Below are 25,750 nucleotides of genomic sequence, written 5' to 3' on the forward strand. Positions count from 1 at the left end.
GTCCTATTCGATGATATCGCCACGGAGTAAGTATTTACAAAATGCCGCGGTACTTACAAAACCTAGCAGTGCAATTAGCAATGCGCTCTCGTAGTAACTGACAGAACCCTGGTAGATGCCTAACAATATAATTAAGGCGATACTGTTGATGTACATGGTATCTACCGCAACAATTCTATCTGGTGCGGTTGGCCCAATAATTAAGCGCCATGCGTTTAGCGCCAATGCGATACAAATTAAGCCGCTGGCAAAGAGAGTGGCGTACATTAACATTTGAAAATCTCCTTGAGTGGGGCTTCATAGCGCTGCTTTATCTGGGTTATAAGCTCGTGTTCGTCATCTAAGTGCAGCACATGCACGTAAAGCCATTTTCTATCATCAGACAACTCAACACTACAAGTACCAGGCGTGAGCGATACGCTGCTGGTAAAAATGGTTAAGGGCAGCGGTTCACTAATGGCGATGGGCACAGCCACAAAAGCTGGATTCAGTTTCTTGTTACTTTGCAATACCCGTTTAGCGACATCAAAATTTGATACTACTATGTCTACCATTAGGCGCAGCGTATACATCACTACTTTAAGCGGGTTTTTAGCCACCGGCTCTTCCTCGCTAAGAGGTGCGACAATCCAAGGGATTACGATGGCAAAAACTGCCCCTAACACCATGTGGCCACGGCTAAACTCATGAAGAATTTGCCAGACTAACCACAACAGTAAGCTGTGGTAAGGAGTAGGGAACCAAACAAATTTCTTTTGTGTTTTGATCATTTGGCTGCCTCATTAAGTTGCTGCAAGCTTAAGCCATTGTTGAGTTGCTCGGCGGCCAGTTGAGCGTAATCGGTGAGTGGTCCACCAAATAACACCATTAGAGGCAGTAAGCTCACCAAAATGCCAATGGCTAAATACTGAATTGGGTGGCCTTGTAAGGCTCCTGTGTTCTCGCCACTGGTACGCCAGAAAAGTGATGTGCCCGCGCGTGATAAAGCTATAAGGGAAATCAATCCTGCCACTAGAATCAGCGACCAGATCCATGCCATCTGTTTGGGGTCGGTGACCGATTGCAAAATAAGCGCTTTGCCAACAAAGCCCGATAAGGGCGGCATGCCGATTAGACCAATCGCCAGCAGTGTAAATACGAAACCTAATTTAGCTGATTGCGGCATAGCCCTGGCTGTTACAAATCGGTCTTCTGCCTTTCCTCGCTGCTGCTGAATAAGCCCTGCCAGCAGAAACATCGCTGCGCAAGCAATGGTGCTATGAACCAAATAGTAAATCCCAGCAGTACTAGCTTGAACACTGTTTAGGCTGATGGTCACCAATAAGGTGCCCACCGACACAATCACCAGATTGCTAGAAAGCACTCTCAAGCTTTGGCTAGCGAGTACTGAAATAGCGCCAATGGCAATCGTTATTAAAGCAATTGGCCATAACCAAGGAAGTGCGATATTAGCTAGCTCGCCTGCTTGGTCACCAAACATCACACCGTGAATTCGCCAAATACTGTAAATACCTACTTTAGTCATAATGGCAAATAAAGCTGCCACTGAGGTACTTGTGCTTGAGTAGGCCTTTGGCAGCCAAAAATGCAGTGGAAGCATCGCAGCTTTTAGGCCAAATACTGCTAGCAATAACAATGCACCTGATTTAGTTATAAGTTGCTCATTGGGCGACAGGTGGGGAATTTTATCCGTCATGTCAGCAAAATTAAGCGTACCTAAAGTGCCGTATAAGGTACCTAAGGCAAACAAGAATAGAGATGAGCCAATTAAGTTTAAAAACACATAGTGGATGTTGGCCTGAATTTTCTGTTTGCCGCCGCCATGAATCATCAAAGAGTAAGACGCAATCAGTAGTACTTCGAAAAATACAAACAGGTTGAAGGCATCACCGGTTAAAAAGGCGCCGTTAATCCCCATTAGCTGAAACATAATTAGCGGATGAAAGAATGCTCCACTTTTGTCTTCACCGGCACTGGCATACAAAATCACCGTTAGGCCTAGTACCGCGCTTAGGGCAATCATCAAAGCTGAGAAAGCATCTGCCACCAACACAATACCAAAAGGTGCCGACCAGTCGCCTAAGGCATACATTTGAATGCCATCCTGTTGAACCTTAAGTAGCAAAGAAATTGCCACCACCACCATTAAAATGTTGGCTGATATGGTGAAAACGCGCTGCTTATCCAAAGAGCCGCTAAGGCTTGGGAACAGTAATATCACTCCCACAAAAAATGGGATGAGAATGGGGAAGATAACTAAATGATCAAACAAGCTCATTAGGCTTTTTCCTCCCGCGCTAAACGGTCAATAGGTTCTTCTCCGTCAACGTGGTCGTTACCTAAATCAGCACGTCCTCGCATGGCCAAAATAACCGCAAAAGCGGTCATCGCAAAACCAATCACAATGGCGGTGAGCACTAAGGCTTGAGGCAAAGGATCCGCATAGTTGCCACTGCCATCTAATACCGCAGGAGCGCCAATCGTAAGACCGCCACTGGCAAACAAAAATAAGTTAACAGCGTAAGACAGCAAGGTTAATCCTATAACAAGGGTAAAAGTGTGCCCGCGTAGCATCAAAAAGATGCCACAAGCGGTCATAAAGCCGACACACACTGAGTAGACTACTTCCATTATCTTTCTCCTACGGTGAGTCGTTCTTTGGTGGTGAGTTTGCCTAAGTTAGCCAAAATCAATAGGGTAGCGCCGATCACCGTTAGGTAAACACCTAGGTCAAATACTAAGGCACTGGTAAGTTCAAACTTGCCTATCCACGGTAATGAGAAGTAATCAAACCAAGAGGTTAAGAACGGACGACCAAAGGCCCAGCTGCCTAAACCGGTAATAGCAGCCATCACTAAACCAATCGCAATAAAGTAGTGATAACTCACGCTAACGCGTTTAGTCATCCAATCCACGCCGTGAGCCAAATACTGTTGAATCAGCGCAATAGCAGTGATTAGACCTGCAATAAAGCCACCGCCAGGTAAGTTGTGTCCGCGCATGAATATGTAGGCAGAAACCAATAAAAATAGCGGCAATAAGCTTTGCGAAACTACCGACAGCAGAACCGGATACTTATCTGTAGCCCATAAGCGCCCCTCGTGATCCTTGGTGCGCATCGATAGGCGCATGCGGGCAATCAGTTTATAGATGCCTAAAGCCGCAATGCCGAGCACGGTAATTTCACCGAAGGTATCAAAGCCACGAAAATCCACCAAAATCACGTTAACGACATTGGTGCCGCCGCCGCCAGTTTTTGCGTTGGCAATAAAGAAATCAGAAATACTGTCGAGCGGATGAGTCAGCAGGGCAAAACAAATACTGCCAACGATACAACCAATTGCTGAGGCCAAGGCTAAGTCTCGCACAAAATGGCTGGGGCGGCTCTTACTGGTGGGAGTATGTTGTGGGAAGAAGTATAAAGCTAGCAGCAGCAAAATAACCGTTACCACTTCTACCGACAGCTGGGTTAAAGCAAGGTCTGGTGCCGAGAAGTAAGCAAAAGTAATTGATACCACCAAACCCACTAACGACAGCATCAACAGCGCTATCATCCGGTAGTGGCTCCATATAATGGTGGCCAGTGAACCAGCTATTAACAATATAGCGGCTACGATTACAGCGCCATTAAGTGGTGTGGTGGGTAAACTACCTTTGGTTGTTTCCAAGTCTAATAGTGGTGGTGCAGTTAAGGCTAAGGCAAAAAAGCATAGCCAAAATGCGTAGCGCTGCAGTGAGCCCGACTCTAAATAAGCATTAGCTTTTTGCGCCCAAGCCACACAGCGTTGTATAACACCTTCAAATATCAACTTGGCATCAAGGGCTGGGAACAAACCTTCAAATCTAAATAGCGGCTTGCGGTTTAAGTAAATCGCTAAGCCACCTGCGATGGCTAAACCACTCATCAGTAATGGAATGTTGAAACCGTGCCAAAGAGCTAAACTGAATTCGGGTAAGGGGTGGTTCAATACAGCCAGTGAAGCGCTGTCTAGCAATGGCCCAATGGTGAAGTTAGGGAAGATACCTACAATTAAACATAAGGCTACCAAGATTTCGACCGGCACCCGCATGTAACGTGGTGGTTCATGCGGTGTTTTGGTTAAGCCTTTAGGTTCGCCATTGAAAAACACATCGTGAATAAAGCGTAACGAGTAAGCTACCGCAAAGGCACCGCCAATGGTGGCGAGCACTGGAATAAGCCAAGACAGTGAGCCCAAAATGCTTTGGTCCAGTGTTTCGGCAAAAAACATTTCTTTAGACAAAAAGCCATTAAGCAAGGGCACACCCGCCATTGAGGCCGAGGCCACCATCGCTAAGGTGGCTGTAATAGGCATGTACTTCCATAAACCGTTCAGTTTGCGCATATCACGCGAACCCGACTCATGGTCAATAATCCCCGCAGCCATAAACAAAGAGGCTTTGAAAATCGCGTGGTTAATAATATGGAATACTGCGGCAATGGCTGCCAGTTGAGTATTTAAACCCAATAGCAATACGATTAAACCCAAGTGGCTAATGGTTGAATAAGCCAATAAGCCTTTTAAATCATGCTTAAACAGCGCGGTATATGCGCCTAATAACAGCGTAAACAAACCGGTGAGTGAAACCACTGCAAACCAGGTTTCGGTTCCCGCAAGTACCGGGTAAAAGCGGGCCAATAAGAAGATACCCGCTTTAACCATAGTGGCAGAGTGTAGATAAGCACTTACTGGAGTAGGCGCTGCCATCGCATGAGGTAGCCAAAAGTGGAACGGGAACTGCGCCGATTTAGTAAAGGCGCCTAACAAGAACAAGGCAAGAATGGCAAAGTAGTAGGGGTGTTGTTTAACTAACTCGCCACTGTTTAACACTACATCCAATTCGTAACTACCAACCACTTGGCCTAGTAGCACAATGCCACCTAACAGGGCTAATCCGCCTGCGCCAGTGATGGTTAAGGCCATGCGGGCGCCTTTTCTGGCGTCGCTGCTGTGCGACCAAAAGCTAATCAGCAAAAAGGAACTGATACTGGTTAATTCCCAGAAGAACCATAACTGCAACATGTTGTTAGACATAACAATGCCAAGCATGGCGGTCATAAACATGATCAGGTAGCAGTAAAAGCGCCCCATGTGGTCTTTTTCGCTCAAATAGTAACGAGCATATAAAATGACCAATAAGCCAATGCCTAAAATCAGTAGACTGAACAATACTGACAAGCCATCAAGGCGAAAAGATAGGTTAAGCCCCAGTTGCGGGATCCACGCTATGCTTTGGGTAAAAGCTTGGCCACCCAGTACGGCTGGCATGTCGAACAAAATCAAGGCTAATGCAAGTGCGGGGAGTAAGGCAGTTGCCAATGCACAGGTACTACGGTTGAATTTGTTGGTTAGCAAAGGAACAATGATTCCTAGCATGGGTAAAAACGGTACCCAGAAATAGTGCATTTAATGCAGCTCCGTCAGCTAATTGTTTGGTATTTATGAAAAATCATAGTCATTATTCGAATGAATATCCATGCTTAGTTTACATTACTTTAGGAAAGTTACCCCTTGATTAAGCCTGCTTATTTTGTTTCTTGAGCTTAGTGGTGATGAGACATAGACTAGGCGAAAGTCCACACGCAAAAGGATGATTTCAGGTGTTCTCTCGCAAACCTTTTTTAAGTGTCGTTTTTTTAAGCTTTTGCATGTTTAGTCAACTTATCTATGCTGAATCAAACACTAGCCCTAATTGGCCAAAACAACAGCAACGTATTGAAGCCCTGCTGCAAGCTATTGAACAAGCTGATCTCACCTTTATCCGCAATGGTTCTGAGCATAATGCTAAGCAAGCTGGAGAGCACTTAAGAATGAAGTTAAAGCGGGCACAAAACAGTTGGTTTGCGCCCGATAAAGAAACCTGGACTGCTGAAATGTTCATCGACAAGCTAGCTAGTAAATCTTCCTTTAGTGGCAAACCCTACCAAATTCGTTTTACTGATGGTGAGCAAGTAGACTCTTCGCTTTGGCTATATCAGCAACTCGCTAACTTCGACCAACTGCAGGGAGCGCAATGAGTAAAACCAATTATCACCGCAAATTTGTACCGGTGATTCGTTACTTAGAAAAAAACTACGACAAGAACTTAAATTTAAATGAAGTGGCAGAACTGGCGCATTTGTCGCCCTATTATTTCCACCGCGTTTTTAAAGCGGTCACCGGTGAAACACCGGCGGACTTTATTCGCCGCTTAAAGCTAGAAAAAGCTGCTACCCAATTGTTCTTTCATAAAGAAGCGGTAACCAAAGTAGCTTTAGATTTTGGTTTTTCAAGTTCTCAAGCTTTAGCGAAGGCTTTTCGTGGTTATTTTGCCTTAAGCCCAAGTGAGGTGAGAAATTGCGAAAGCATGGAGCATTACAATCAGTTGTTAAGAGACAGCAAGATTGGACACCTGTTACGCAACAATGGACACGCTTTAAGTGCTAGCTCCCAATATGATGAGACTGAACATCAAACAAGGAGTGAAACCATGAAAACTGAACATTTCGAAGAAAAGACCTTGGCTTACATTCGGGTAACCGGCCCCTATGGCGAAGGCTATGCTGCTGCCAGCGAACGACTTTATGGCTGGGCTGGCCCAATGGGCTTAGCAGAAGGCGATAGTATTTTTATCTATCACGATAACCCTGAACTTACCCCGGCAGAAAAGTGTCGCACCGATGTATGCTTATCTGTGCCAAAAGATGTTACGCCGCCTGCGGGCATAGAGCTGCAAACTCTGCCAGCAGGAAGTTACGCGAGTATGCGAAAACTGGTTACCGATACGTCTCAATATGGGCTTTACTGGCAACAGCTGATGACCCAAGTAGTAGAAGCAGAGTTAACCGTAGATAACCGCCCATGTTTTGAGTTTTACCATAGTTATGATCAAAGCTCTCAACATGCTGATGTTAGTTTTTGTACCTCAGTTAAATTGTAAGTTCTAGCAGCGTTATGCTGCTTACCGTGTGATCGAGTTCATTTTGTTTTTTGCAGCCCGCATGGGCTGCCTTTTTATTTCCTCTCCAAAGTCCTTATAAAACATAGCGGTTAGTTGTTCCGGCTCTGCTATGCTCTGGTAATGATTAGTGGCTGTGTGCTGTAGCTTCATTTCAGTTGAGTGAAATTGCTTAAGCAACTAAACAGCAGCTAGTGTTAATTCGTTTTTTATTGCCTAAGGATTGTTATGGATACCAGCAATTTTATTAAGTCTCGTGCGGCCATTGCTTGGGCGCCTAATCAGCCGCTTTCAGTAGAAACCGTTGATGTTATGCCGCCTAAAAAAGGCGAGGTTTTGGTTAAAATTGTTGCCACTGGGGTTTGCCATACCGATGCATACACCTTGTCGGGCGCCGATTCAGAAGGGGTGTTCCCTTGTATTCTCGGTCATGAAGGGGGCGGCATTGTTGAACAAGTGGGCGAGGGGGTTAACTCGGTAAAAGTGGGCGATCATGTTATTCCACTGTATACCCCAGAGTGCGGCGAATGTAAGTTTTGCTTGTCTGGCAAAACCAATCTTTGCCAGAAGATTAGAGCCACCCAAGGTCAGGGCTTAATGCCCGATGGCACGTCGCGTTTTTACAAAGACGGCAAACCAATTTTTCATTATATGGGCTGCTCAACCTTTAGCGAATACACTGTTTTACCCGAGATATCTTTAGCAAAAATTAACCCCAGTGCAGATCTAAAAGAAGTTTGCTTATTGGGCTGCGGAGTCACCACCGGAATGGGCGCTGTGACAAAAACCGCCAAAGTGCAAGCCGGCGATACCGTTGCCATTTTTGGCTTGGGTGGCATTGGCCTATCTGCCGTCATTGGCGCAGCAATGGAAAAGGCTTCACGCATTATAGCCATTGATATTAACGAATCTAAATTTGAGCTAGCCGAGCAACTGGGCGCTACCGACTGCATTAATCCTCAAACCATCGACAAGCCGATTCAAGACTATATCGTTGAGCTCACCGATGGTGGCGTAGATTTCTCGTTTGAATGTATTGGTAACGTAAACGTGATGCGCTCGGCCTTAGAATGTTGCCATAAGGGCTGGGGAGAGTCGGTGATTATTGGCGTAGCGGGCGCTGGTGAAGAAATTAGCACTCGACCTTTTCAATTAGTGACTGGCAGAGTTTGGCGTGGCTCAGCCTTTGGCGGGGTGAAAGGGCGCAGCGAATTGCCCGATTATGTAGAGCGTTATATGGCAGGAGAATTTAAGCTTAGCGATTTTATTACTCACACCATGAGCTTAGACAAAATCAATGAAGCATTTGATTTGATGCATCAAGGTAAAAGTATTCGTAGCGTAATTCACTATTAAGGTAGCCGTTGATGACTATTAAATTACTCGCCAGTAACAAAGTGTTTGGCGGCCTGCATCAGCGCTACTCTCACCAGGCAGAATCAACCCAGTGTGAGATGACTTTTGCGGTGTATTTGCCACCGCAAGCCACTGTAGAGCAGCCCGTGCCCTTATTGTATTGGTTGTCTGGCTTAACTTGTAGTGACGAGAACTTCATGCAAAAAGCTGGGGCATTTAAAGTGGCTGCCGAACTGGGCATGGCCATAGTGGCCCCAGATACCAGCCCGCGAGGCGCAGGCGTAGCCGATGACCCAGAAGGTGCTTACGATTTAGGTTTGGGTGCTGGGTTTTATATTAATGCCACGCAGCAGCCTTGGGCAAAGCATTACCAAATGTATAGTTACATAAGTGAGGAGCTGCCCGTTTTATTGGAGCAGCATTTCCCTGTTACTCAGCAGCGGGCGATTGCTGGTCACTCCATGGGCGGGCATGGCGCTTTATCTATCGCCTTTAAAAATCCTGAGCGTTTTTCATCGGTGTCGGCGTTTAGCCCAATCTGTCAGCCTACGACTTGTCCTTGGGGGCAAAAAGCCTTTACTGCGTATTTGGGCAGTGATCAACAAGCTTGGCTAGAGCATGACAGTAGCATACTGATTAAACGGCTCACGCCGGAGCAGCGACTACCATTGTTGATTGACCAAGGAAGCGATGACAGTTTTCTTGCTGAGCAGCTAAAGTCAGAAACCCTGGTTGATGCCGCTAAACAGCTCGATTACGCCATCAACTTTAGAATGCAGCAAGGTTACGACCATAGCTATTTTTTCATCGCTAGCTTCATTGAAGACCACCTGCGTTTTCACTATAAATACTTCTAACTACTTACTTTTATTAGTCTCTGTAGATCCTTCAGCCCGCTAAAACATAGTGGGCTTTGTTTTAATCTTTTTCGCAATGCTTCATGTTTTATTTGAAACAAATTCACCACTTCATTCATTTGAAGATTTTTAGTGTGAGAGTCTACAAATTCTGATCAACTACTTTAGGTTTTGGCTAGGTTTAGCTAATGACTTATTTTAGCCTGATAGCTTGTGATAAGACGTAGTTGAAAAGGTTAAGCATGGAAGTGATTAAAAAATGTCTTCAAGGTAGTGTCATACTCGCTAGCAGTATTTTGCTTGCAGCCTGTGGCGGTGGCAGTTCAACAGGAGCAGCCAGCGATGCGCAGGTAGAGCTAGACAGTGCTTATTACACCGATGTCTATGGATGGAATGCCAGCGGTGGGCTTAACCAAACTCAACTAGGCCGTGGCCTCAATTTAGGCAATTACCTAGAAGCACCTAACGAAGGAGAGTGGACCGGCGGTCGCTTGTTGGTGCAAGAAGACTTACAGATAATTGCTGATGCGGGCTTTAAAACCGTGCGTATTCCGGTGCGTTGGTCAAATCATGCTGCTGAATCTTCTCCTTATCAAATAGACGCCAGCTTCATGGCCCGAGTTAAGCAAGTGGTTAATTGGAGCTTGGCTGAAAATCTGCAAGTGGTGTTAAACGTGCATCACTATGAAGAAATGATGAACGACGGCGAAAATATGCAAGAGTCGCATATTCGCCGTTTAGTAGGGATCTGGCAGCAAATTAGCGAAGAGTTTCCTTTAAGTGAATTTGGCCAAGAGCAAGTGGTGTTTGAGCTACTCAATGAGCCTAATGGCACCATTGGTTACGATGACTGGAATGACATAATTGCGCGTCTTACTCAGCTAATTTGGACCACCATGGCCGCTGAGCAAAACGATGGTAACGAACAACGCACCATTATGATTGGTACTGCTAACTGGGGGCATCCAGACGGTTTAACCGAGCTAGAGCTGCCCAGTAGTGTCAATTCGGATAACACCATTGTTACGGTTCACTACTACGAACCCTTCTACTTTACTCACCAAGGCGCCGATTGGGTAAGTGGTTCTAACGATTGGATTGGCACGCCATGGTTAGGCACCGAATTAGATCAGCAACCTTTGATTGAACTATTCGACCGAGTTACCGCTTGGAATGAACAAGCTGGCCGTGGCTTTGAGATATTTATGGGCGAATACGGTGTGTACTCGCTGCACTCTGAGCCCGACCATCAGCGGGCCTGGACAGCTTTTATCGCTCGAGAAGCAGAGAAACGCAATATTAGTTGGGCCTATTGGGAGTATGCCTCTGGCTTTGGTGCTTATGACCCTGAAGCAGGCGCTTGGCGACCAGCCCTTATCGAAGGTTTAATTCCCACTTCACTGTAGTTACTCCTTTCTAGCGCTAGCTAATTTTTGCTAGCGCTAAATATTTCCTCACCAGCTATTATCTTATTGCTAATCAAACACTATAGTTTGTTAGTAGGTTTACAATATCAATATTAAATTCAAGCTATTAGCTTACGCTCTAGTAGCCAAATAACTGTTGAAACTGTGATAGTAGTGATGAAAATGAAGCCCTGGCTCACGCGAAGTCTAATTGGTTTAACGGTGTTAGTTGCAATTCTGCTGCTTCCCTTTGTTATGTTATTGGTGGGGCTAAAGGTAGAAATTGGCGACAGCCGTCAGCTGCTTACTAATATGCTTAGTGAGCAATTGCAACGTGAGGTGCGAATTAAAGGCGCTATTCAACTGGAATTGTCTTTTCGTCCCGCTATTACTGTAGAAAATATCCACATTGCCAACCCTAGTGGCTTTGGTGAACAAAGCTTTGCCCAAGTGCGTAAAGCCAGTGCGCAAGTTCAAGTATTGCCCTTATTAAGACAGCACTTAGAAATTGAACAAATATTGCTAGATGGCTTTTATCTCGACTTGGTAAGAAATGTTGCTGGCGAAAACAATTGGCAATTTGCTAGCGGCGCACCAGAGCAGAGTTCAACAGCAGCTCCCGCAGAATCTACTGAACAACAAAACACTAATGACTTTACTTGGCAGGGTACTAACTACAGTTTCGAGATTGAAGATCAAATCCTGATAAGCGATGCCAGAATTAACTACGCCGACCAAGCCGCAGAAGCAGTTCTAAAATGGCAACTAGAAGAGCTAAAACTCACCTCTTTAGACAGTGAAACACTGGCGATGACAGCCAGGGGAAGCATGTTAGATGAGCGTTATTCCTTAGATTCAACTTGGCAGCTAGAGCCCTTACTGCAAGGGCGCGCGGGCGACATACAGTTAAATATGCAAGTGGCAGACGCGAAGCTAGGGCTATCGGGGCAGTTGGCACCGCAAAAAGAAAGCAACAGCTATTTGGAGCTAAGTATTGATTGGCAAAATGCTGATTCAATCGCGCGCTTGCTGGGTGAAAATCTGTCGCATATGGCGCCGATTAAGCTTGAGACACGTTTTGATGGCAAGCCCGGTGCGTATAGCTTGTCGCCAATTACTGCCACTTTGGGTAGCAGTGAGTTTTCTGGAGAGTTGGCGCTAACTGGGCGTGAGCCAGTGGCAATTAATGGCAAGCTAGCCATCAATCAAATTGACCTAAGTGCTTGGCTTCCTGCCGAAGCGACTGACGCTTTACCACAACAAAACTCCAATCTAGATTCAGCAGAGCAAGCAAAAAACCAGACTATTGCTCAAGTGCAACAGGTTGAAGCGCAGGCCGAAGAGCTTCCTTTATTGCAGATTATTCGATACTGGTTCAATCAAGCAGATGCTGATTTGTCTTTAAACATTGGCGAAATACTGGGGCTGCCGTTAGAGGTATCTTCAGTTAGCTTAGGCTTAAAAGTGGAGGGTGAAAAACTAAAAGCACCGCTGCGCGCGGTGGTTGATGATATTCGCTTTCGCGGCAACCTTAAAGCCAGTGTAGAGAATGACAGTTTAAATACATCAATGCGTTTGGTTGCGCAAAAGTCACCACTAGATAAGTTGGCTAGTCGTATTCCTGTGTTGGCAGGGAGCACCGGAAGTATTGGCCGCTCGGTATTGCGCATTAGTGCCTCTGGCAGTGATGTGACACAGTTATTAGCCAGTAGCGAATTTAACTACAAAATCGAAGACAGCCGTATGAGCCTGCCAGCAGGCACTAGGTTTGATATTAAAAGTGCTAATTTACATGCCAGTTTAGACAGTGAGCTAGAGCTAAACCTTGACGGTGTGCTACTGGATATTCCGGTTAATGCGCTTATCCACACCAGCCCTGTGCGCGCCATGCTTGAGCAACAAGCTTGGAAAGTGCGTATGCAACTAGATTCTCCGGCCATCCAACTAGATTTAAATGGGGAGCTACCCAGTGGGGTATGGCAGCAAGGAGCAAGCTTAGATCTTAAGGCAAACTCACCACAAATTGGTTTGTTAGCGCCTTGGTTGGGAGTAGATAGCAAAGCTCAAGGGCCACTCAAGCTCGAGCTAGCCATTCAGGCTCAGCAAGGAAAATCCTCACTCAATATTAGCCAACTGCAGATAGCAGATAGTAAGGGAACCATTCAAGCCAGTTGGGATAAAAGTAAAACCGAGCAAGGCTTGGTGAGTGTTGAATCAGCCTGGCAAGGTATTCACTTGGCTCAATTAATGGATTTAATGCCCAGTGAAGCAGCAAAACCAGTAATTGAAGAAGATAAAAAATCTGATAAGCCGCCCAGTGAACAGAACACTATCAATATTCGTGTGCCTATATTGCCGCAAGGCTTTGCTATTCATGATGCTGATCTTGCAATTAGTATCGAAGAGCTGATACTCGGTGAACATCAACTTGAACGCATAGAGTTACAAGCGTCTGCGCGAGATGGCTGGTTGCAGCAAGCGCCATTTAGTGCTGAATTTGCCCAGAGCAAAATAGCCGGCAATGCGACACTCGACCTACGTAGCTCACCACTTAAGCTCGATTTTAATATTGCTAGCGAGCAACCCAACATCGCTCAATTACTTAAACAGCTTAATATTGCCGAGCAAGCAAACCTCGCTTTAGACCGCGCCGAGTTGGATTTGTCTTTGCAAGGAGATAACGTGGCTCAGCTATTAGCAAGCACCACACTCTCTGCCAAGCTCATCGGTGGCTATTGGGATTTAGTTGACCCCAATACTCAAGCCAGCGCACGAATCGAATTAGATGAAGGCAGCTTAAGCGCTAGCCCCAAGCAGCCTTTGGCCTTAGCCTTAAATGGCGAGTTAAAAAAACTACCTCTGAATGTAAAACTAAGCACACTAAGCTTGGCTGAGTTTACTCAAAAACCTAGCGAGCTACCCCTCAATCTTAGCTTGGATGTGAACCAAGTTAATTTACAAGCTAAGGCCACACTGCCGCGCCCTGTGTCGCTAAATAACCTGAGCCTTGCAATGCAGCTCACCAGCCCCAGTTTAAGTCAGTTAGACAGCTTACATGGCATTCAGTTACCGCCATTTGGTCCAATAAAACTGGCCGGTGAATTGCTGATTAGCGACCAAGGGTACGCGATTAATAACATGTTATTGGCAGTGGCTAATAGCCAGCTTAGCGGTCAAGCAAGTTTAAACACGCTTGGTCAAAAGCCCCAGTTCGATATTGGAATTAGCGCAAATAACATTCAGCTGGACGATTTTAGAACTGGCGACTGGCAGGGCCTAGAGCAAGACTTGGCTTCATCAGACCCTCAGCCGCAGCAAGAAAGTGACCTTGAGGTCAACGAACAGGATGAGGCAGAAAAAGCCGCACAACCCTTGTTAAGCCAAGCGGTGCTGCAGCGTTTAAATGCTAACTTTGCCTTGGATGTTGAACGGGTTAAATCTGGTAATGATTGGCTAGGTGAGGGCAAACTGTATTGGCAGTTGCAAGATGGCAGCTTGCGCTTGGCACCTTTGTGGTTAGCCCTACCGGGTGGTGAAATTGATATTAGTGGCGAGTTAAGCGCTACAGACAGCGGATTTTACAGTCAACTAAAAGCAGAGATAGAGAACTTTGATTACGGCTTGTTAGCCAGGCGGATAAAGCCTGATACTGATATGCGCGGCACCTTTAGTTTGAACCTTGATGTTAACAGCGAGTTTGAACAACTAGAACAGTGGCTAGAAAGTGCTAATGGCAAGGTAGGCTTTGCGGTATGGCCAAAAGAGTTTGAAGCCGGCATCATGGATTTATGGGCGGTAAGCCTAGCCAGTGCGGTGGTACCCGAGTTGGATGACTCGGAAAAATCAGTGCTTAACTGTGTGGTTGCCGCCTTTGATAGTAATAACGGACAGTTGGTTCAAAACTTACTGCTGGCTGATACCTCACGCATGAGAGTGTTGGGTGAAACAGAAGTCGACTTTAAACAACAACAAGTAAAAATGGTGCTGCGACCAAAAGCAAAACGCGCCCAGATATTTGGTTTATCTACTCCGGTACAAGTCACCGGAAGCTTTGAAGATTTTAAAGTGGGTGTCGCCAGTGGTGGCCTAATTGGCACCACCATTCGCTTTGTTACCAGCCCAGTGGTGTCGCCACTGCGTTGGATAGTTGAAGCGCCGCTTGATGCCGATGGCAGTGAGCTATGTCGCCAAGCCTGGCAGCAAGCTAAACAGGTAGATGTAACCAACTGATTTACTGTGGCAGATTTTGGCAGCGAGCATTGCCTACTGATCATATGTAGGATGGCAATGTTCATAAGCTAAATTGGAGTCTGCTCACTAAATGCAAATTTTTCAGTTGCTTAGCTTTAAGTTAGCTTGAAAAGTCGATGCTTCGCGCTACCCTTAATACAGCTGGTATTTAAGGAAGCACAAAATGCCCTCTCTTATTAAACACCTATTCCTGCTTGCTGCATTAAACTGTTCTCAGGGAGTTGCTGCCTCAGACTTAACTATTTGTAATCGCTTGGTGGTAACCGGTAACGCGGAATATCCGCCTATTTTGTGGCGAGACCAAAATAACCCCGGAAAGCTCACCGGCCTTGCCATCGAGTTACTCGAATTAGCTTTAATGGACACCGATATTAGCGTAGATGCTCGAGACCGTGGTGTCTGGGCTAGAGCATTACAAGAAGCTAAACACGGTGAAGTAGACATGTTGGCCGGAGCGTTTTTAACTAATGAACGACAGCAATATATGGACTACATTGTGCCGCAGTTTACCGACGTGCCCAGCGTGGTGTGGACCAAAAAAGGCAATGAGTTTAACTATCAAAAATGGGAAGACTTATTAGATCGCCGTGGAGGAACATTGGTCAATAATAGTTTTGGCCAAGACTTTGATACCTACGCCAAAGCCAATTTGAAGATCCTAAGTAGTGCGTCGGCAGAGCGCTCTTTTGCTATGTTGTTAGCCGATCGCTTCGACTATGTACTTTACGAGCTCTATCAAGGTTTAACCATTTTGGAATCTGCAGGCCTAAAATCTAAAGTGGTACCTTTAGACAATCCCATTTCTGTAGAAGGTTTATATTTCACCTTTTCTAAAAAGTCAGGCTGTAATAGCGAGGAGTTAAGGCGTCATTTAAGCGAGCGGGTTACTCAGCTGACTAAGTTTAATACCTTTGACCAGCTCTTCGATAAGCACATGCAAGCCTGGTTGTTACAGCAATCTAATTTTGGTGTGGTACCGCGTAACTAAGCGCTAAGTTGGGCTTAGTTACTGGGCTTAGCTATTGGGCTTACTTATCTTTGCTTGAGATTTTTTCTGCACTAACAGCGGTGTTGGCTTCTTGCCAACCTCGAGTGTCATTAATTAGCTGTTCAACCATTTCTACCTTACCAACAACATTCCCTTCATCTAACACCACCAAGCTATTGTTCTGCTCTTCAATCTGAAAATGTGTGCAGATGATTTCATTGTCTCGATATCCGGCAGAATTAAAAAAGTGAATCTTGTAAGTATTCATGCCTTCGCCTCGATTTGAAGAGCAATCAATTGCCTTTCATCATTATTTGGGAGTTTTGTTGTATTTTAGGAGATGAAATCGCTATTAAGCAATTGTAGTGAAGAGTATTGTTCATTTGTTTTGATGTTCATCGTTCTTGTCTAGTGAGTAACTGAAATGCTATTGCTGTTAGCGATTATTTATCTAGCCTTTATTAGCCTTGGCCTACCTGATTCGTTATTGGGCTCTTCCTGGCCAATCATGCGTGGCGACTTAAATGCCAGCCTTGAGTTTGCTGGTGTTATATCTATTGTGGTGAGCGCGGGAACCGTGGTATCGAGCTTGTTATCCACCCGAGTTACCCATCGATTTGGTACCGGTAAGGTGGTTGCCTTTAGTGTACTAATGACCGCAATAGCATTGTTCGGGTTTTGCTTAAGCCTAAACCCATGGCTACTAGTGCTGCTAGCTGTGCCTCTTGGCTTGGGTGCAGGGGCAGTAGACGCAGCCTTAAATAACTTTGTTGCGATAAACTACAAAGCAAAACACATGAACTATCTACACTCTTTTTGGGGTGTAGGCGCAACCGCTGGGCCATTAATCATGGCGCTGTATTTAAGCCAACAACAAGGCTGGCGCGAAGGTTATGCCACCATTTCCTATATTCAATTTGCCTTAGTGGCGGTGCTGCTTTTAGCACTGCCGCTGTGGAAGCGGGCAGCTAGCGAAAGTTTGGCGGCGGGTGGAGAGCAGCCCGCGCCTATAAGTAATCGCAATGCCGTAAAAATAAAAGGCGTTAAACTGCAGCTACTCACCTTCTTTTGCTATTGTTCTTTAGAGGCTGGAACCGGCTTGTGGGCAGCTAGTTACCTGATTAGCCAGCTACAAGTGAGTGCCGCTAATGCAGCCTTTTGGACAGCTATGTATTTCTTGGGCATTACCCTGGGGCGCTTTATTTGTGGCTTTGTCTCTGAGCGAATAGCGGAAGACAAACTGGTGCGCGCTGGAGTGCTAAGCATATTGGTCGGTGTTGTATTGTTGCTTATTCCTGGCGGGGCTATGCTGGCGAAAATTGGCTTAATGTTGATAGGTTTTGGCTGCGCACCAATCTACCCAAATACAATCCACCTAACGCCGCAGCGTTTTGGTAAGCATGCATCGCAGGCGATTATTGGTTTGTCGATGGCTTGCGCTTATGTGGGGACAACCCTAATGCCACCGTTTATTGGGCTGCTGGCAGCCTCTAGCTCCTTTGTTGTGTTGCCCATAGCTTTGTTAGTGTTTAGCGCTTTAATGCTGTTTAGTACCGAGCGTCTTAAGCATTGGCCACAATCGCAGCAAAACAATTAGCCACAAGCTAAACTGGTTTGATAATTAACAGTGCGGAGTGGGAAATGGCAAATGAAGATATTGGTGAACTAGTATTTAGTTCGCAGCAGATAAGCCAAGGTGTAAGCGCGGTAGCCAAGCAGCTTAACCAAAAATACCTCGGTGAATCGCTGGTGGTGATAAGCGTAGTACCGGGTGGGATGTTATTTGCCGCGGACTTAGTGCGTCAGTTAGATCTTGACCTAGCCATGGACTATATATCTTGCCCACATACCCCGGGTAGTAGAAATAACGATTCCAATATCGAGTACCAGCAAAACATCAACATCGAGAATCAACATGTGATTGTTATCGACGATGCCATCGAGTCGGGAGGCACCATGCAGCGCTTAATCGCTCATCTATCTAAGCACTATGCTCCCAAAAGCTTGGCGGTGGCCTGTTTATTAGTGAAACCTAGCAGGGTAACTATTGCCGCAGAGCAGCATTACGCATTTGAAATGGACAACGATGATTTACTCGTAGGTTACGGCTTGCCTTGGAACAATCTGTATAGAAACCTGCCTTATATTTCTAAACTTAATACTTTGGACAAACAAGGCTTAGCAATATCTGGAGATAACCAGCATGGCAGGAATTAGCGATTTGGATGAACTATTGGCTTCAATGCAGCCCAAACTACTTGAGGCTGAATATGTGTTTTGTAGCGTTAAAGGAAGAATAGGCGAATATCTTGAGCTGGAACCCGTAGCGTCTTTTATCGAGTCGGAAGGTTTAACGCTTGTGCTTAAAAAAACAGTGGCCGAGAGCGCTGGTTTATTATTTGAGGGCAGTTATAGCCAAATTACCCTAACGGTGCATTCCAGTTTAGATGCGGTGGGTTTAACCGCTGCAGTTTCCACTAAGCTCGCTTCAAAAGGCATAAGTGCTAATGTAATCGCAGCTTACTATCATGACCATATTTTTGTTCAAACTAGCAAGGCACAGGCGGCAATGTTAGCGCTGCAAGAGTTTGGTGCTCAGCTCGAATAACTGGCTTGTGTGAATAAAGAAAGGTTTGAGAGTACAGAGCTAAGAAGTGCTTGTTTCAATTAAGATTAGAGTTTTCAGAAGCAAATAAAAAGCCGCTCTTAGCGGCTTTTGATGTTTTAGGCTTTGGCGCTTAGCGCTGGCTGGCTGAAGCTAATGCCATTCCAACCATTTTTAATAAACTGACGAATGTTTTGGTGATCATCACCGTAAGGCGTAGACAATACATCTTGGTAGTATTGTCCAAACAAGGCTAGGGTTTGTTGTTTGCTTAATTCGTTTAATTGACCAAAGGCAAATACTTTACATGAACCTGAGTTTTCACCTTCGGCATTGTTTTGTTTTCCATTACTAAACGCACTTGGTGTGAACTCGTAGTTTGCATCAATAATCTTCATACTATCTTCAAAGCGAATTTGATCGGGATCTTTAGTAAGAACTTCAACAAAGTTAGCGATATCTGCCTGTGCCATGAATTACGTCCTGTATTATTGGTATATTCGCGCTTACCTTATTTGAGAATATCGTCTCGGGTCAAGAAAAAATCAACCGATTCAACTATTGTCATTTTGAATAATTAGCATTGCTGCAAATACTAGAATTGCGCCGGGCAATAATCCCCATGATAGTTGCTCAAAGCCCATGCTTACCGTAAGCATTAAAACCAATAGAGGCGTTAGATAGCTGTAGGCTGCCACCTTGGTTGGGCCAAGACGAACCGTACCTATTTGCAGCAAGAAAAAAGTAGTTAGGGTGGTGAATAAGGCTAAATAGCCAATGCCTGCATAAGCTTTTAGGGGCACTGCTAACCAACTAATTCCATTTAAACTGGTGAGTGAAAGCAGCAACAAAAACAGGCTGCCAAAAACTAAGACCCAAAATGTCATTAGCTCTTGCGGCTCTCCTCGGTAAAGTTTTTTCATTAAGGGGTTATAAATACTTAAGGCAACACAGCCTAGCAAAAACAATAGATCTCCCTTATTAAGCTCTAAGGCTAATAAAGCATTAACATCGCCACGAAATACAATCCATAAGGCACCTAATGTGCCCATTATTAGTCCTATTGCTTTGTTTGGGCTAATGCCTTGCCCAAGAATAAAGTAGCTAGTAAGCGCGGTAATGGCGGGTAGGGTGGTGTATAAGGCGCCAGTGTTCAAGGCGCTGGTGTGGCGCAGCGCTTCAAACATACACCAAAAAAATACCACCAAAGGCAAACTAAGTAATGCGTATCCCAATAAGGTGTTACGCGAAGGTAGCGTCAATCCGTTTTTGTAAAACACATAGGGGGCAAACAATATAGCCGCAGTGAGAAAGCGTAAAAACATCATCACTACCGGTGGCAATGCGTGGGTAATTGCGGCGCCCACAGGAAAAGAGCTGGCTACTAGCGTAACCATTAGTAGCATCAAGCCATGAGTCGCTAAATGGCTGTTATTTAGGCTTGGCTTAGCGTGAGTGTAGCTTGGGTTTAGCATAGCAAATACCACCTTAATCAGTAATGCCGCCAGTGTAATAACATTTGTATTGACTGATAATCCCTCTATTTTGATAATAACTGTTGAGTTTTAGTTAACAATGGTGATTGGTATGGAAGGATTTGCAGCTATTCCAGTATTTGTAGCAGTGGTTGAACATGGTGGTTTTTCGCCTGCTGCGCGTAGTTTGGGGATCTCCAAATCGGCGGTGAGCAAACGGATTAACCAACTAGAACAGCAACTTGGTGTAAAGCTGTTGCACCGTACTACCCGTAAACTAAGTTTAACCGAGGCAGGGAAGCACTACTTTGAGCACGCCGCTAAAGCGAATAACGCCGCCAAAGATGCCGAAGATGCGGTAGCTCAGTTACAGGGCGAACCTCAGGGCTTGTTGCGTATTAATACACCCATGTCTTTTGGCCGCTTGCATATAGCCCCTCTCATCGGCAAATTTTTACAGCGTTACCCGAAAATCACTATCGATATGATGATGGATGATAAGGTCGTAGATTTGGTTGCCGAAGGTTTTGATGTAGCAATAAGAGCCGGCAACTTGCCAGATTCATCATTGATAATTCGAAAACTTGCCCCGTTAAAAAGCGTGTTATGCGCCTCTCCAGAATATTTAAAACAACATGGTATACCGCAAACTATTGAACAATTAGCCGCCCACAACTGTTTGCAGTTTAGCTATTCACGTGACCTTAAAGAATGGACATTTATGCGAGACGGGCAATCACAATCTATAGAAATAAAAGGTAACTATCGGGTAAACAATAGTGAGGCCTTGCGCGAAGCAATGTTGCAAGGCTTGGGCATAGGCCGCTTACCCACTTTTGTGGCTGGGCCAGATATAGTTGCAGGGCGTTTAATCAGCTTGTTAAACCAATACCAAATGCCAAGCCAAAGTATTTATGCGGTGTTCTCAGAGCGTCAGTTCTTGCCTGCCAAGGTAAGGGCGTTTGTCGATTTTGCCATAGAGCACTTAGCCGCAGAGCAGCCTTATTGGGAGCTTAAGCCCAGCTAAAGGCTGAGCGTTTTACTCTCGCTTTGTGGTAAGCTATGAGCCCATTACAGCTCGCTGTTATTGGCCCCAGTTATCGCTTTATCTAACCAAGTTTTCGCATGTTTAATTGGGCCTTGTATGCCTTTTAGTGGCGCATCTGGGCGGTCGGCCCTTACTTTAGGGTGATTGTTTAGTTTAAGCAGTACTTGCTGGGCGTAAGCTAGGGTTTGTTGGTCTGGCATTGGTGTTATGCCATCGCGAATACAGGCAATTAGCGTACGATGCAGACCGCTGGTTAAAGTCCAGATAGTGTTTAATCTAAATCCTCCGAGCTGGCTATCACTCGCTAGTTCATCTAAAAAGCGGATCAAATCTGGCAGCATAGATACTGGCCTTTTTTCCCTAATGCTTACCGCGGCTACGTAAAGCTCTTCTGCTGAAGCACTTAAGCGAAGATAGTCTGCTAGGGAATCTGTTTCCGATAGGTTACGTGCTTCGGCGATGATGGCTTGCCTAGCTTCAGCTAGTTGGCTAACCGGGGCATGAGGGTCAAAGTTTTGCAGAATATCGTCGAACTGGCGCCTATCGTTTTCGATTTCAGACTCTAGTTCAACAATCTTTTCCTTACCTTTCTCCACTTCTTGTTTTAGGGTTTGTAGCTCTAGTTCAAACTGGCCAAATTTGAGCTTAGTGATTCGCTTACGAAGCTCTGGTTGAGTCGCAATGTAAATCACTGCTGCTAGTACCATAAGCTCCCAAAGAGAGGTATTACTTAAAATATTGCTAATGATGCTCATGCTAAAACCTAATTATTTATAAGGCTTTTAGAGCTTAGACCAAGCTGGATAAATATTGGTGTTATCAGTGCTTGTACGTTTTACTCATTTCGCCATTTAGGGTTTAAAATCGCCCAGCGTTCGTGGTCTTTCCATCCTTTACCACCAATGTTTAAGTAGTTTTTAGATAGCCCTTCTTTCACAAATCCGGCTTTTGCCACTAAGGCTATTGAGGCTTTATTGCCCGGTTGTATGTTGGCTTCTAAGCGATGTAGATTGAGTTCTTCAAAGGCTTGTTTCAATACTAAGCGGATACCTGCTCGCATATAACCGCGGGCTTGGTGGGGATGAAAAACTTCGTAACTAAGGTAGGCTGATTGAAAATGACCTCGGATGATCGACGAGATATTAAAGGTACCCACTATCTCGCCAGTTGCTTGTAAGCAAACCAAATAGCGGTGTTCTTCTTCTAAGTAAGCGCGCACGTTTTTTGGCGGATAACTCCAAGGGCGGTGAAATATTTCGCTGTTTTGATAGCACTCGCTTAGCTCTTCTAAATCGCTGCGCTCGGGTTTTCTTAAATACAGTTGTTGGTTCACGCCTTATACCTTAGCTTGATGAAAAGTCGCTAGAAACCTAAGTATTTTAGCCAATTGTTTTTGCCTAAGGCTAATCAAAATTCCAGTTAATGCTCACAAATTTTTGTTGATGATAAGGGACCCCTAAAGCGTTTTTCTAAGAATATTGTGTAGTTTTACTCAACAGTTTCTTTTGCAAAAGCGGGATTATCATTTAAACGCCGTGGAATTAAGCTGGTGGCAACTTAAGTCAAAGTCTTAAGTTTTAAATTAATTATCTATAAAGCTTAAGGAACAATCATGGAACTATTTAAAGCCATTGAGCAACGTCGCGCCATTAAACAATTTGATTCAAACGAGCAAATGAGTGAAGGAGATTTCCAGAAAATGATGGAAGCAGTGTTGTTATCGCCAACCTCTTACAACATTCAGCATTGGCGCTTTGTGAGGGTTAGCAATGCCGAGGTGCGCGAGCAAATTAGCCAAGCTGCTTGGGGGCAACCACAAGTGACCGAAGCTTCGGAGTTGTTGGTATTATGTGCCGACACTCAAGCCTGGGCCAAGCAACCAGAACGTTATTGGCAAAATGTAGACGCCAAAGTGCAAGGTGTATTGGTCGACATGTTAGCTAGTTTTTATCACGGTAAAGACCAGTTGCAACGTGATGAAGCAATGCGCTCGTGCGGTATGGCCGCACAAACCTTGATGCTAGCAGCCAAAGGTTTGGGTTACGACACCTGCCCAATGATAGGTTTTGACGCTGGCCAATTGGCTGAAGTAATTAAACTGCCTAAAGATCATGTGATTGGCATGATGGTCGCTATTGGTAAAGCGGCTAAACCAGCAGGTGTGCGCGGGGGACAATTAGCGATGCACCAAGTATTGATGCAAAACCACTTTGCTTAAATCGAAAGTTAGAGATAAACCCAAGCTGTAATAGCAACAACTTGGGTTTATTAAGGCTGTAGAGAGCTGCCTTAGTGGCTTAAATGTTGATTCAGCAGTTGCCGTTCACCCTCAGTCATTTGGGTTTTATTCAAAAACGGCATGTCTTGGCTGACAAAAGAGCGTTCTACAATGCGTGCTTTCCAGCGTTCCACATCTTGCCAAGTATCCAAATTTACCCCTCCAGGTGCCGCGGTGAAGGTGTCATCAGTGGGCACTCGGCTGTGACATGTTGTACAGCGCTGCTGAATAATCGCCATTACTTGGCCTTGCTCCGCGTTTAGTTCATTGTTGTTTTGAGCTTGAGCTTGAGCTTGAGCTTGAACTTGCGCAGGGCGATTGGCATTACTCCAGCTTAAAAACAGGGCTAGTGCCAATAGGCCAAGTGCACCGCTTATAATTATGCTGGGTTTTTGAACGCCTTGGTGCTTTAGGTTGAAGTAGTGGCGGATCCAAGCACTTAAGCCGATCAGTGCGCAAAGAATTAACCAACTATGGCTGTGCTGGTAAATCATAGGGTAGTGGTTGCTTATCATCAAAAAGATCACCGGCAATGTGAGGTAGTTATTGTGTACCGAGCGCTTTTTAGCTTCTAAACCGGGGGCTGGGTCAACGGGCTCGCCAGCGCTAACTTGTGCCACCATTTGCCGTTGCCCAGGGATAATTTTAATCCACACATTGGCCACCATAATGGTGCCAATTAATGCGCCCATATGAATAAAGGCGCCACGGCCGCTAAATACATGAGTAAAGCCATAACAAAACAGCGCACCAATAACGATTAAGCAAAGGCTTAAGGGCAAAGGTTTGTTAGCAATGGGGGAGCGGAGTAAAGCTTCATAAATGGCAAAACCAAGCGCAATGCCACCAACGCCAAGACCAATGGCTTGATAGCTGGTTAAGGACATAACTTGTGGGTCAATTAGGTAGGCGTCGGCGCGGAGGTAATAGATCCAAAACAGCAGCAATGTGCCACTCAGCCAAGTGCTATAGGCCTCCCATTTAAACCAATGGAGTTTTTCTGGCATTTTTTCTGGGCCTACTTGGTACTTGGCTACTTCGTAAAAACCACCGCCATGCACCGCCCATAAATCACCTTTAATGCCTTTTTGCTTTTTCCATTCTGGCGGCGTTTTTAAGTTGTTATCTAACCAAACAAAATAAAAGCTAGCGCCTATCCATGCGATTCCAGCAATTACATGAAACCATTTAATAAAGAGGGCTAACCATTCATACAGCTGTGGCCACATAGTGTTGTCCTTTTTTGTAAACTTGCTTACCTGCTACATTGGTGGCGTTAATAACGCGGTCATCACCTAGGGTATTAATGGCAAATAATTTCTCGCTTAAGCTGCTGGCTTTATTTAAGCGCTGGCTAAGCATGGGAGTGGGCTGCAGATCTAGTTCAATAAAATCGGCTTCGCTGCCTACATTCAAATTACCTACTTGGGTTTCAATGCCCATCGCTACTGCAGCGCCTTGAGTACATAAATACAATGAGTCGAAGGGGCTTAAGCTGGCTTGCTGCAGCTGGCAAACTTTGTAGGCATCGGCCTGGTTAGCAAACATACTTAAGCTGGTGCCACCGCCTACATCACTAGCAAGCGCTACGGCCACACCATTGGCTTGGGCGCGCTGGTAATTAAATAAACCGCTACCTAAAAACAAGTTTGATGAGGGGCAAAAATTGATAGTTGCGCCTGAGCTTGCCAAGGCTAAATATTCACGGTCGGTAAGGTGAATGCCATGACCAAACAGCGAGCGTTCACGCACTAAGTCATGCGCTTCGTAGACCGCGAGGTAGTCAGAATAATCGGGGAATAGCTCGTTAATCCACTGCACTTCGGTAGGGTTTTCCGACAAGTGAGTTTGAATAAAGCTATCGGGGTGTTCCTTGGCTAACTGGCCGGCTTTAGCAAGTTGCGCCTCGCTGCTGGTAGGGGCAAAACGGGGTGTTATCGCGTAGAGTTGGCGACCATTTTTGTGCCATTGCTCTAGCAGTTTCTTGCTATCGCGATAACCCGACTTTGCGCTATCTTGCAGTGCAGTAGGGCAGTTTCTGTCCATTAATACCTTGCCGCAAATCATGCGGGCATTGTAGCTTTCTGCCACTTCAAAGAAGCTGCTCACCGATTGGGGGTGAACCGTTGCGTAGACACTGGCAGTGGTGGTGCCATGGGCAAACAGTTGCTGCAAAAAGAATTCGGCTTGGGCACGAGCATAGGCGGCTTCAACAAATTGTTGCTCAGCTGGAAAGGTGTAGCTGTTAAGCCAATCCAACAACTGCTTGCCATAGCTGGCGATAATCTCTACCTGAGGGTAGTGCACGTGGCTGTCGATAAGTCCCGGAATAAGAAGACCTTGATGCTGAACAACTGCCTGCTGCACCTCGGGGTTATTGCGTAAGTAATCTTGCGCATCCCCAAGGTGTTGAATAAGACCATCCTCAACCACCAACAAGCCATCTTGCAGATATTGGTAGTTATCGCTAGGTGCGATAGTGGCCTTGGGAAAATGTAAAATACTCCCGCGGTGGAACTGTCGCGTCAT

The 25,750-nt window shown here is 45.4% G+C and carries 24 protein-coding genes; 12 read left to right on the forward strand and 12 right to left on the reverse strand.

Going from position 1 to position 25,750, the window contains the following annotated elements; all coding sequences use genetic code 11:
* Positions 1 to 3: 3 nt before the first annotated feature.
* Genes G6R11_RS21100 through G6R11_RS21120 form a run of 5 tightly spaced genes read right to left on the reverse strand, consistent with a single transcriptional unit; the run spans position 4 to position 5,426 of the window.
* A complete protein-coding gene (locus G6R11_RS21100) occupies positions 4 to 273 on the reverse strand; it encodes a K+/H+ antiporter subunit F (protein ID WP_163135172.1) in 270 nt (89 codons plus the stop codon).
* The gene (locus G6R11_RS21105; protein ID WP_240352522.1) at positions 267 to 770 is read right to left on the reverse strand and encodes a Na+/H+ antiporter subunit E; all 504 of its coding nucleotides are present in this window, start codon (positions 768 to 770) and stop codon (positions 267 to 269) included. Before G6R11_RS21105 ends, G6R11_RS21100 begins: the two co-directional genes overlap by 7 nt.
* The gene (locus G6R11_RS21110; protein ID WP_163135174.1) at positions 767 to 2,278 is read right to left on the reverse strand and encodes a monovalent cation/H+ antiporter subunit D; all 1,512 of its coding nucleotides are present in this window, start codon (positions 2,276 to 2,278) and stop codon (positions 767 to 769) included. Before G6R11_RS21110 ends, G6R11_RS21105 begins: the two co-directional genes overlap by 4 nt.
* Positions 2,278 to 2,631 (reverse strand): Na+/H+ antiporter subunit C, encoded by a 354-nt coding sequence (locus G6R11_RS21115; RefSeq protein ID WP_163135176.1) that lies wholly within the window; start codon positions 2,629 to 2,631, stop codon positions 2,278 to 2,280. The genes G6R11_RS21110 and G6R11_RS21115 overlap by 1 nt, the downstream gene beginning before the upstream one ends.
* Entirely contained in the window at positions 2,631 to 5,426 is a 2,796-nt protein-coding gene (locus tag G6R11_RS21120; protein WP_163135178.1) for a monovalent cation/H+ antiporter subunit A, read from the reverse strand. The genes G6R11_RS21115 and G6R11_RS21120 overlap by 1 nt, the downstream gene beginning before the upstream one ends.
* Positions 5,427 to 5,668: 242 nt before the next feature.
* On the opposite strand from G6R11_RS21120, the gene G6R11_RS21125 reads away from it, so the two are divergent.
* From G6R11_RS21125 to G6R11_RS21155, 7 genes are all read left to right on the forward strand, one after another.
* Positions 5,669 to 6,037 (forward strand): DUF5329 domain-containing protein, encoded by a 369-nt coding sequence (locus G6R11_RS21125; protein WP_163135180.1) that lies wholly within the window; start codon positions 5,669 to 5,671, stop codon positions 6,035 to 6,037.
* Entirely contained in the window at positions 6,034 to 6,939 is a 906-nt protein-coding gene (locus G6R11_RS21130; protein ID WP_163135182.1) for a GyrI-like domain-containing protein, read from the forward strand. Before G6R11_RS21125 ends, G6R11_RS21130 begins: the two co-directional genes overlap by 4 nt.
* 246 nt (positions 6,940 to 7,185) lie before the next feature.
* Positions 7,186 to 8,313 carry an S-(hydroxymethyl)glutathione dehydrogenase/class III alcohol dehydrogenase gene (locus tag G6R11_RS21135; protein ID WP_163135184.1) on the forward strand — a complete coding sequence of 376 codons (1,128 nt, stop codon included), beginning with the start codon at positions 7,186 to 7,188 and terminating at the stop codon, positions 8,311 to 8,313.
* Positions 8,314 to 8,330: 17 nt separating this feature from the next.
* Positions 8,331 to 9,170: an S-formylglutathione hydrolase gene (gene fghA, locus G6R11_RS21140; protein WP_205473021.1), complete on the forward strand. Its 840-nt coding sequence runs from the start codon at positions 8,331 to 8,333 to the stop codon at positions 9,168 to 9,170.
* A 242-nt stretch (positions 9,171 to 9,412) separates the two neighbouring features.
* Positions 9,413 to 10,576, forward strand: coding sequence for a glycoside hydrolase family 5 protein (locus tag G6R11_RS21145; protein ID WP_163135188.1), 1,164 nt, complete (start codon positions 9,413 to 9,415; stop codon positions 10,574 to 10,576).
* 222 nt (positions 10,577 to 10,798) lie between these two features.
* A complete protein-coding gene (locus G6R11_RS21150; protein WP_163135189.1) occupies positions 10,799 to 14,806 on the forward strand; it encodes an AsmA family protein in 4,008 nt (1,335 codons plus the stop codon).
* Between the two features lie 184 nt (positions 14,807 to 14,990).
* Positions 14,991 to 15,815: an ABC transporter substrate-binding protein gene (locus tag G6R11_RS21155; protein ID WP_163135190.1), complete on the forward strand. Its 825-nt coding sequence runs from the start codon at positions 14,991 to 14,993 to the stop codon at positions 15,813 to 15,815.
* Positions 15,816 to 15,855: 40 nt separating this feature from the next.
* Here G6R11_RS21155 and G6R11_RS21160 read toward each other — a convergent pair whose 3' ends face one another.
* A complete protein-coding gene (locus G6R11_RS21160) occupies positions 15,856 to 16,083 on the reverse strand; it encodes a hypothetical protein (RefSeq protein WP_163135191.1) in 228 nt (75 codons plus the stop codon).
* 156 nt (positions 16,084 to 16,239) lie between these two features.
* On the opposite strand from G6R11_RS21160, the gene G6R11_RS21165 reads away from it, so the two are divergent.
* From G6R11_RS21165 to G6R11_RS21175, 3 genes are read left to right on the forward strand one after another with little or no spacing between them, the layout of a single operon-like run.
* Positions 16,240 to 17,412, forward strand: coding sequence for a sugar MFS transporter (locus tag G6R11_RS21165; RefSeq protein WP_163135192.1), 1,173 nt, complete (start codon positions 16,240 to 16,242; stop codon positions 17,410 to 17,412).
* Positions 17,413 to 17,456: 44 nt separating this feature from the next.
* Positions 17,457 to 18,032: a phosphoribosyltransferase gene (locus G6R11_RS21170; RefSeq protein WP_163135193.1), complete on the forward strand. Its 576-nt coding sequence runs from the start codon at positions 17,457 to 17,459 to the stop codon at positions 18,030 to 18,032.
* The gene (locus G6R11_RS21175) at positions 18,019 to 18,423 is read left to right on the forward strand and encodes an ACT domain-containing protein (protein ID WP_163135195.1); all 405 of its coding nucleotides are present in this window, start codon (positions 18,019 to 18,021) and stop codon (positions 18,421 to 18,423) included. The genes G6R11_RS21170 and G6R11_RS21175 overlap by 14 nt, the downstream gene beginning before the upstream one ends.
* Before the next feature lie 116 nt (positions 18,424 to 18,539).
* Here the strand turns inward: G6R11_RS21175 and G6R11_RS21180 are convergent, their stop codons facing one another.
* Together G6R11_RS21180 and G6R11_RS21185 are read right to left on the reverse strand one after the other, a co-directional pair.
* Complete coding sequence (locus G6R11_RS21180; protein WP_163135197.1) at positions 18,540 to 18,893, reverse strand: HopJ type III effector protein; 354 nt, start codon at positions 18,891 to 18,893, stop codon at positions 18,540 to 18,542.
* Positions 18,894 to 18,974: 81 nt separating this feature from the next.
* Entirely contained in the window at positions 18,975 to 19,895 is a 921-nt protein-coding gene (locus tag G6R11_RS21185; protein ID WP_163135199.1) for a DMT family transporter, read from the reverse strand.
* 112 nt (positions 19,896 to 20,007) lie between these two features.
* On the opposite strand from G6R11_RS21185, the gene G6R11_RS21190 reads away from it, so the two are divergent.
* Positions 20,008 to 20,922: a LysR family transcriptional regulator gene (locus G6R11_RS21190; protein WP_163135200.1), complete on the forward strand. Its 915-nt coding sequence runs from the start codon at positions 20,008 to 20,010 to the stop codon at positions 20,920 to 20,922.
* Positions 20,923 to 20,966: 44 nt separating this feature from the next.
* Here G6R11_RS21190 and G6R11_RS21195 read toward each other — a convergent pair whose 3' ends face one another.
* The gene (locus G6R11_RS21195; RefSeq protein ID WP_163135202.1) at positions 20,967 to 21,698 is read right to left on the reverse strand and encodes a hypothetical protein; all 732 of its coding nucleotides are present in this window, start codon (positions 21,696 to 21,698) and stop codon (positions 20,967 to 20,969) included.
* Positions 21,699 to 21,778: 80 nt separating this feature from the next.
* The gene (locus tag G6R11_RS21200; RefSeq protein ID WP_163135204.1) at positions 21,779 to 22,276 is read right to left on the reverse strand and encodes a GNAT family N-acetyltransferase; all 498 of its coding nucleotides are present in this window, start codon (positions 22,274 to 22,276) and stop codon (positions 21,779 to 21,781) included.
* Positions 22,277 to 22,555: 279 nt separating this feature from the next.
* On the opposite strand from G6R11_RS21200, the gene G6R11_RS21205 reads away from it, so the two are divergent.
* Positions 22,556 to 23,161 carry a nitroreductase family protein gene (locus tag G6R11_RS21205; RefSeq protein ID WP_163135206.1) on the forward strand — a complete coding sequence of 202 codons (606 nt, stop codon included), beginning with the start codon at positions 22,556 to 22,558 and terminating at the stop codon, positions 23,159 to 23,161.
* A 71-nt stretch (positions 23,162 to 23,232) separates the two neighbouring features.
* Here G6R11_RS21205 and G6R11_RS21210 read toward each other — a convergent pair whose 3' ends face one another.
* Together G6R11_RS21210 and guaD are read right to left on the reverse strand one after the other, a co-directional pair.
* Positions 23,233 to 24,450: a urate hydroxylase PuuD gene (locus tag G6R11_RS21210; RefSeq protein WP_163135208.1), complete on the reverse strand. Its 1,218-nt coding sequence runs from the start codon at positions 24,448 to 24,450 to the stop codon at positions 23,233 to 23,235.
* A complete protein-coding gene (gene guaD / locus G6R11_RS21215; protein ID WP_163135210.1) occupies positions 24,431 to 25,750 on the reverse strand; it encodes a guanine deaminase in 1,320 nt (439 codons plus the stop codon). The genes G6R11_RS21210 and guaD overlap by 20 nt, the downstream gene beginning before the upstream one ends.

It is taken from the genome of Agarivorans sp. Alg241-V36 (assembly GCF_900537085.1).
GTDB lineage: Bacteria > Pseudomonadota > Gammaproteobacteria > Enterobacterales > Celerinatantimonadaceae > Agarivorans.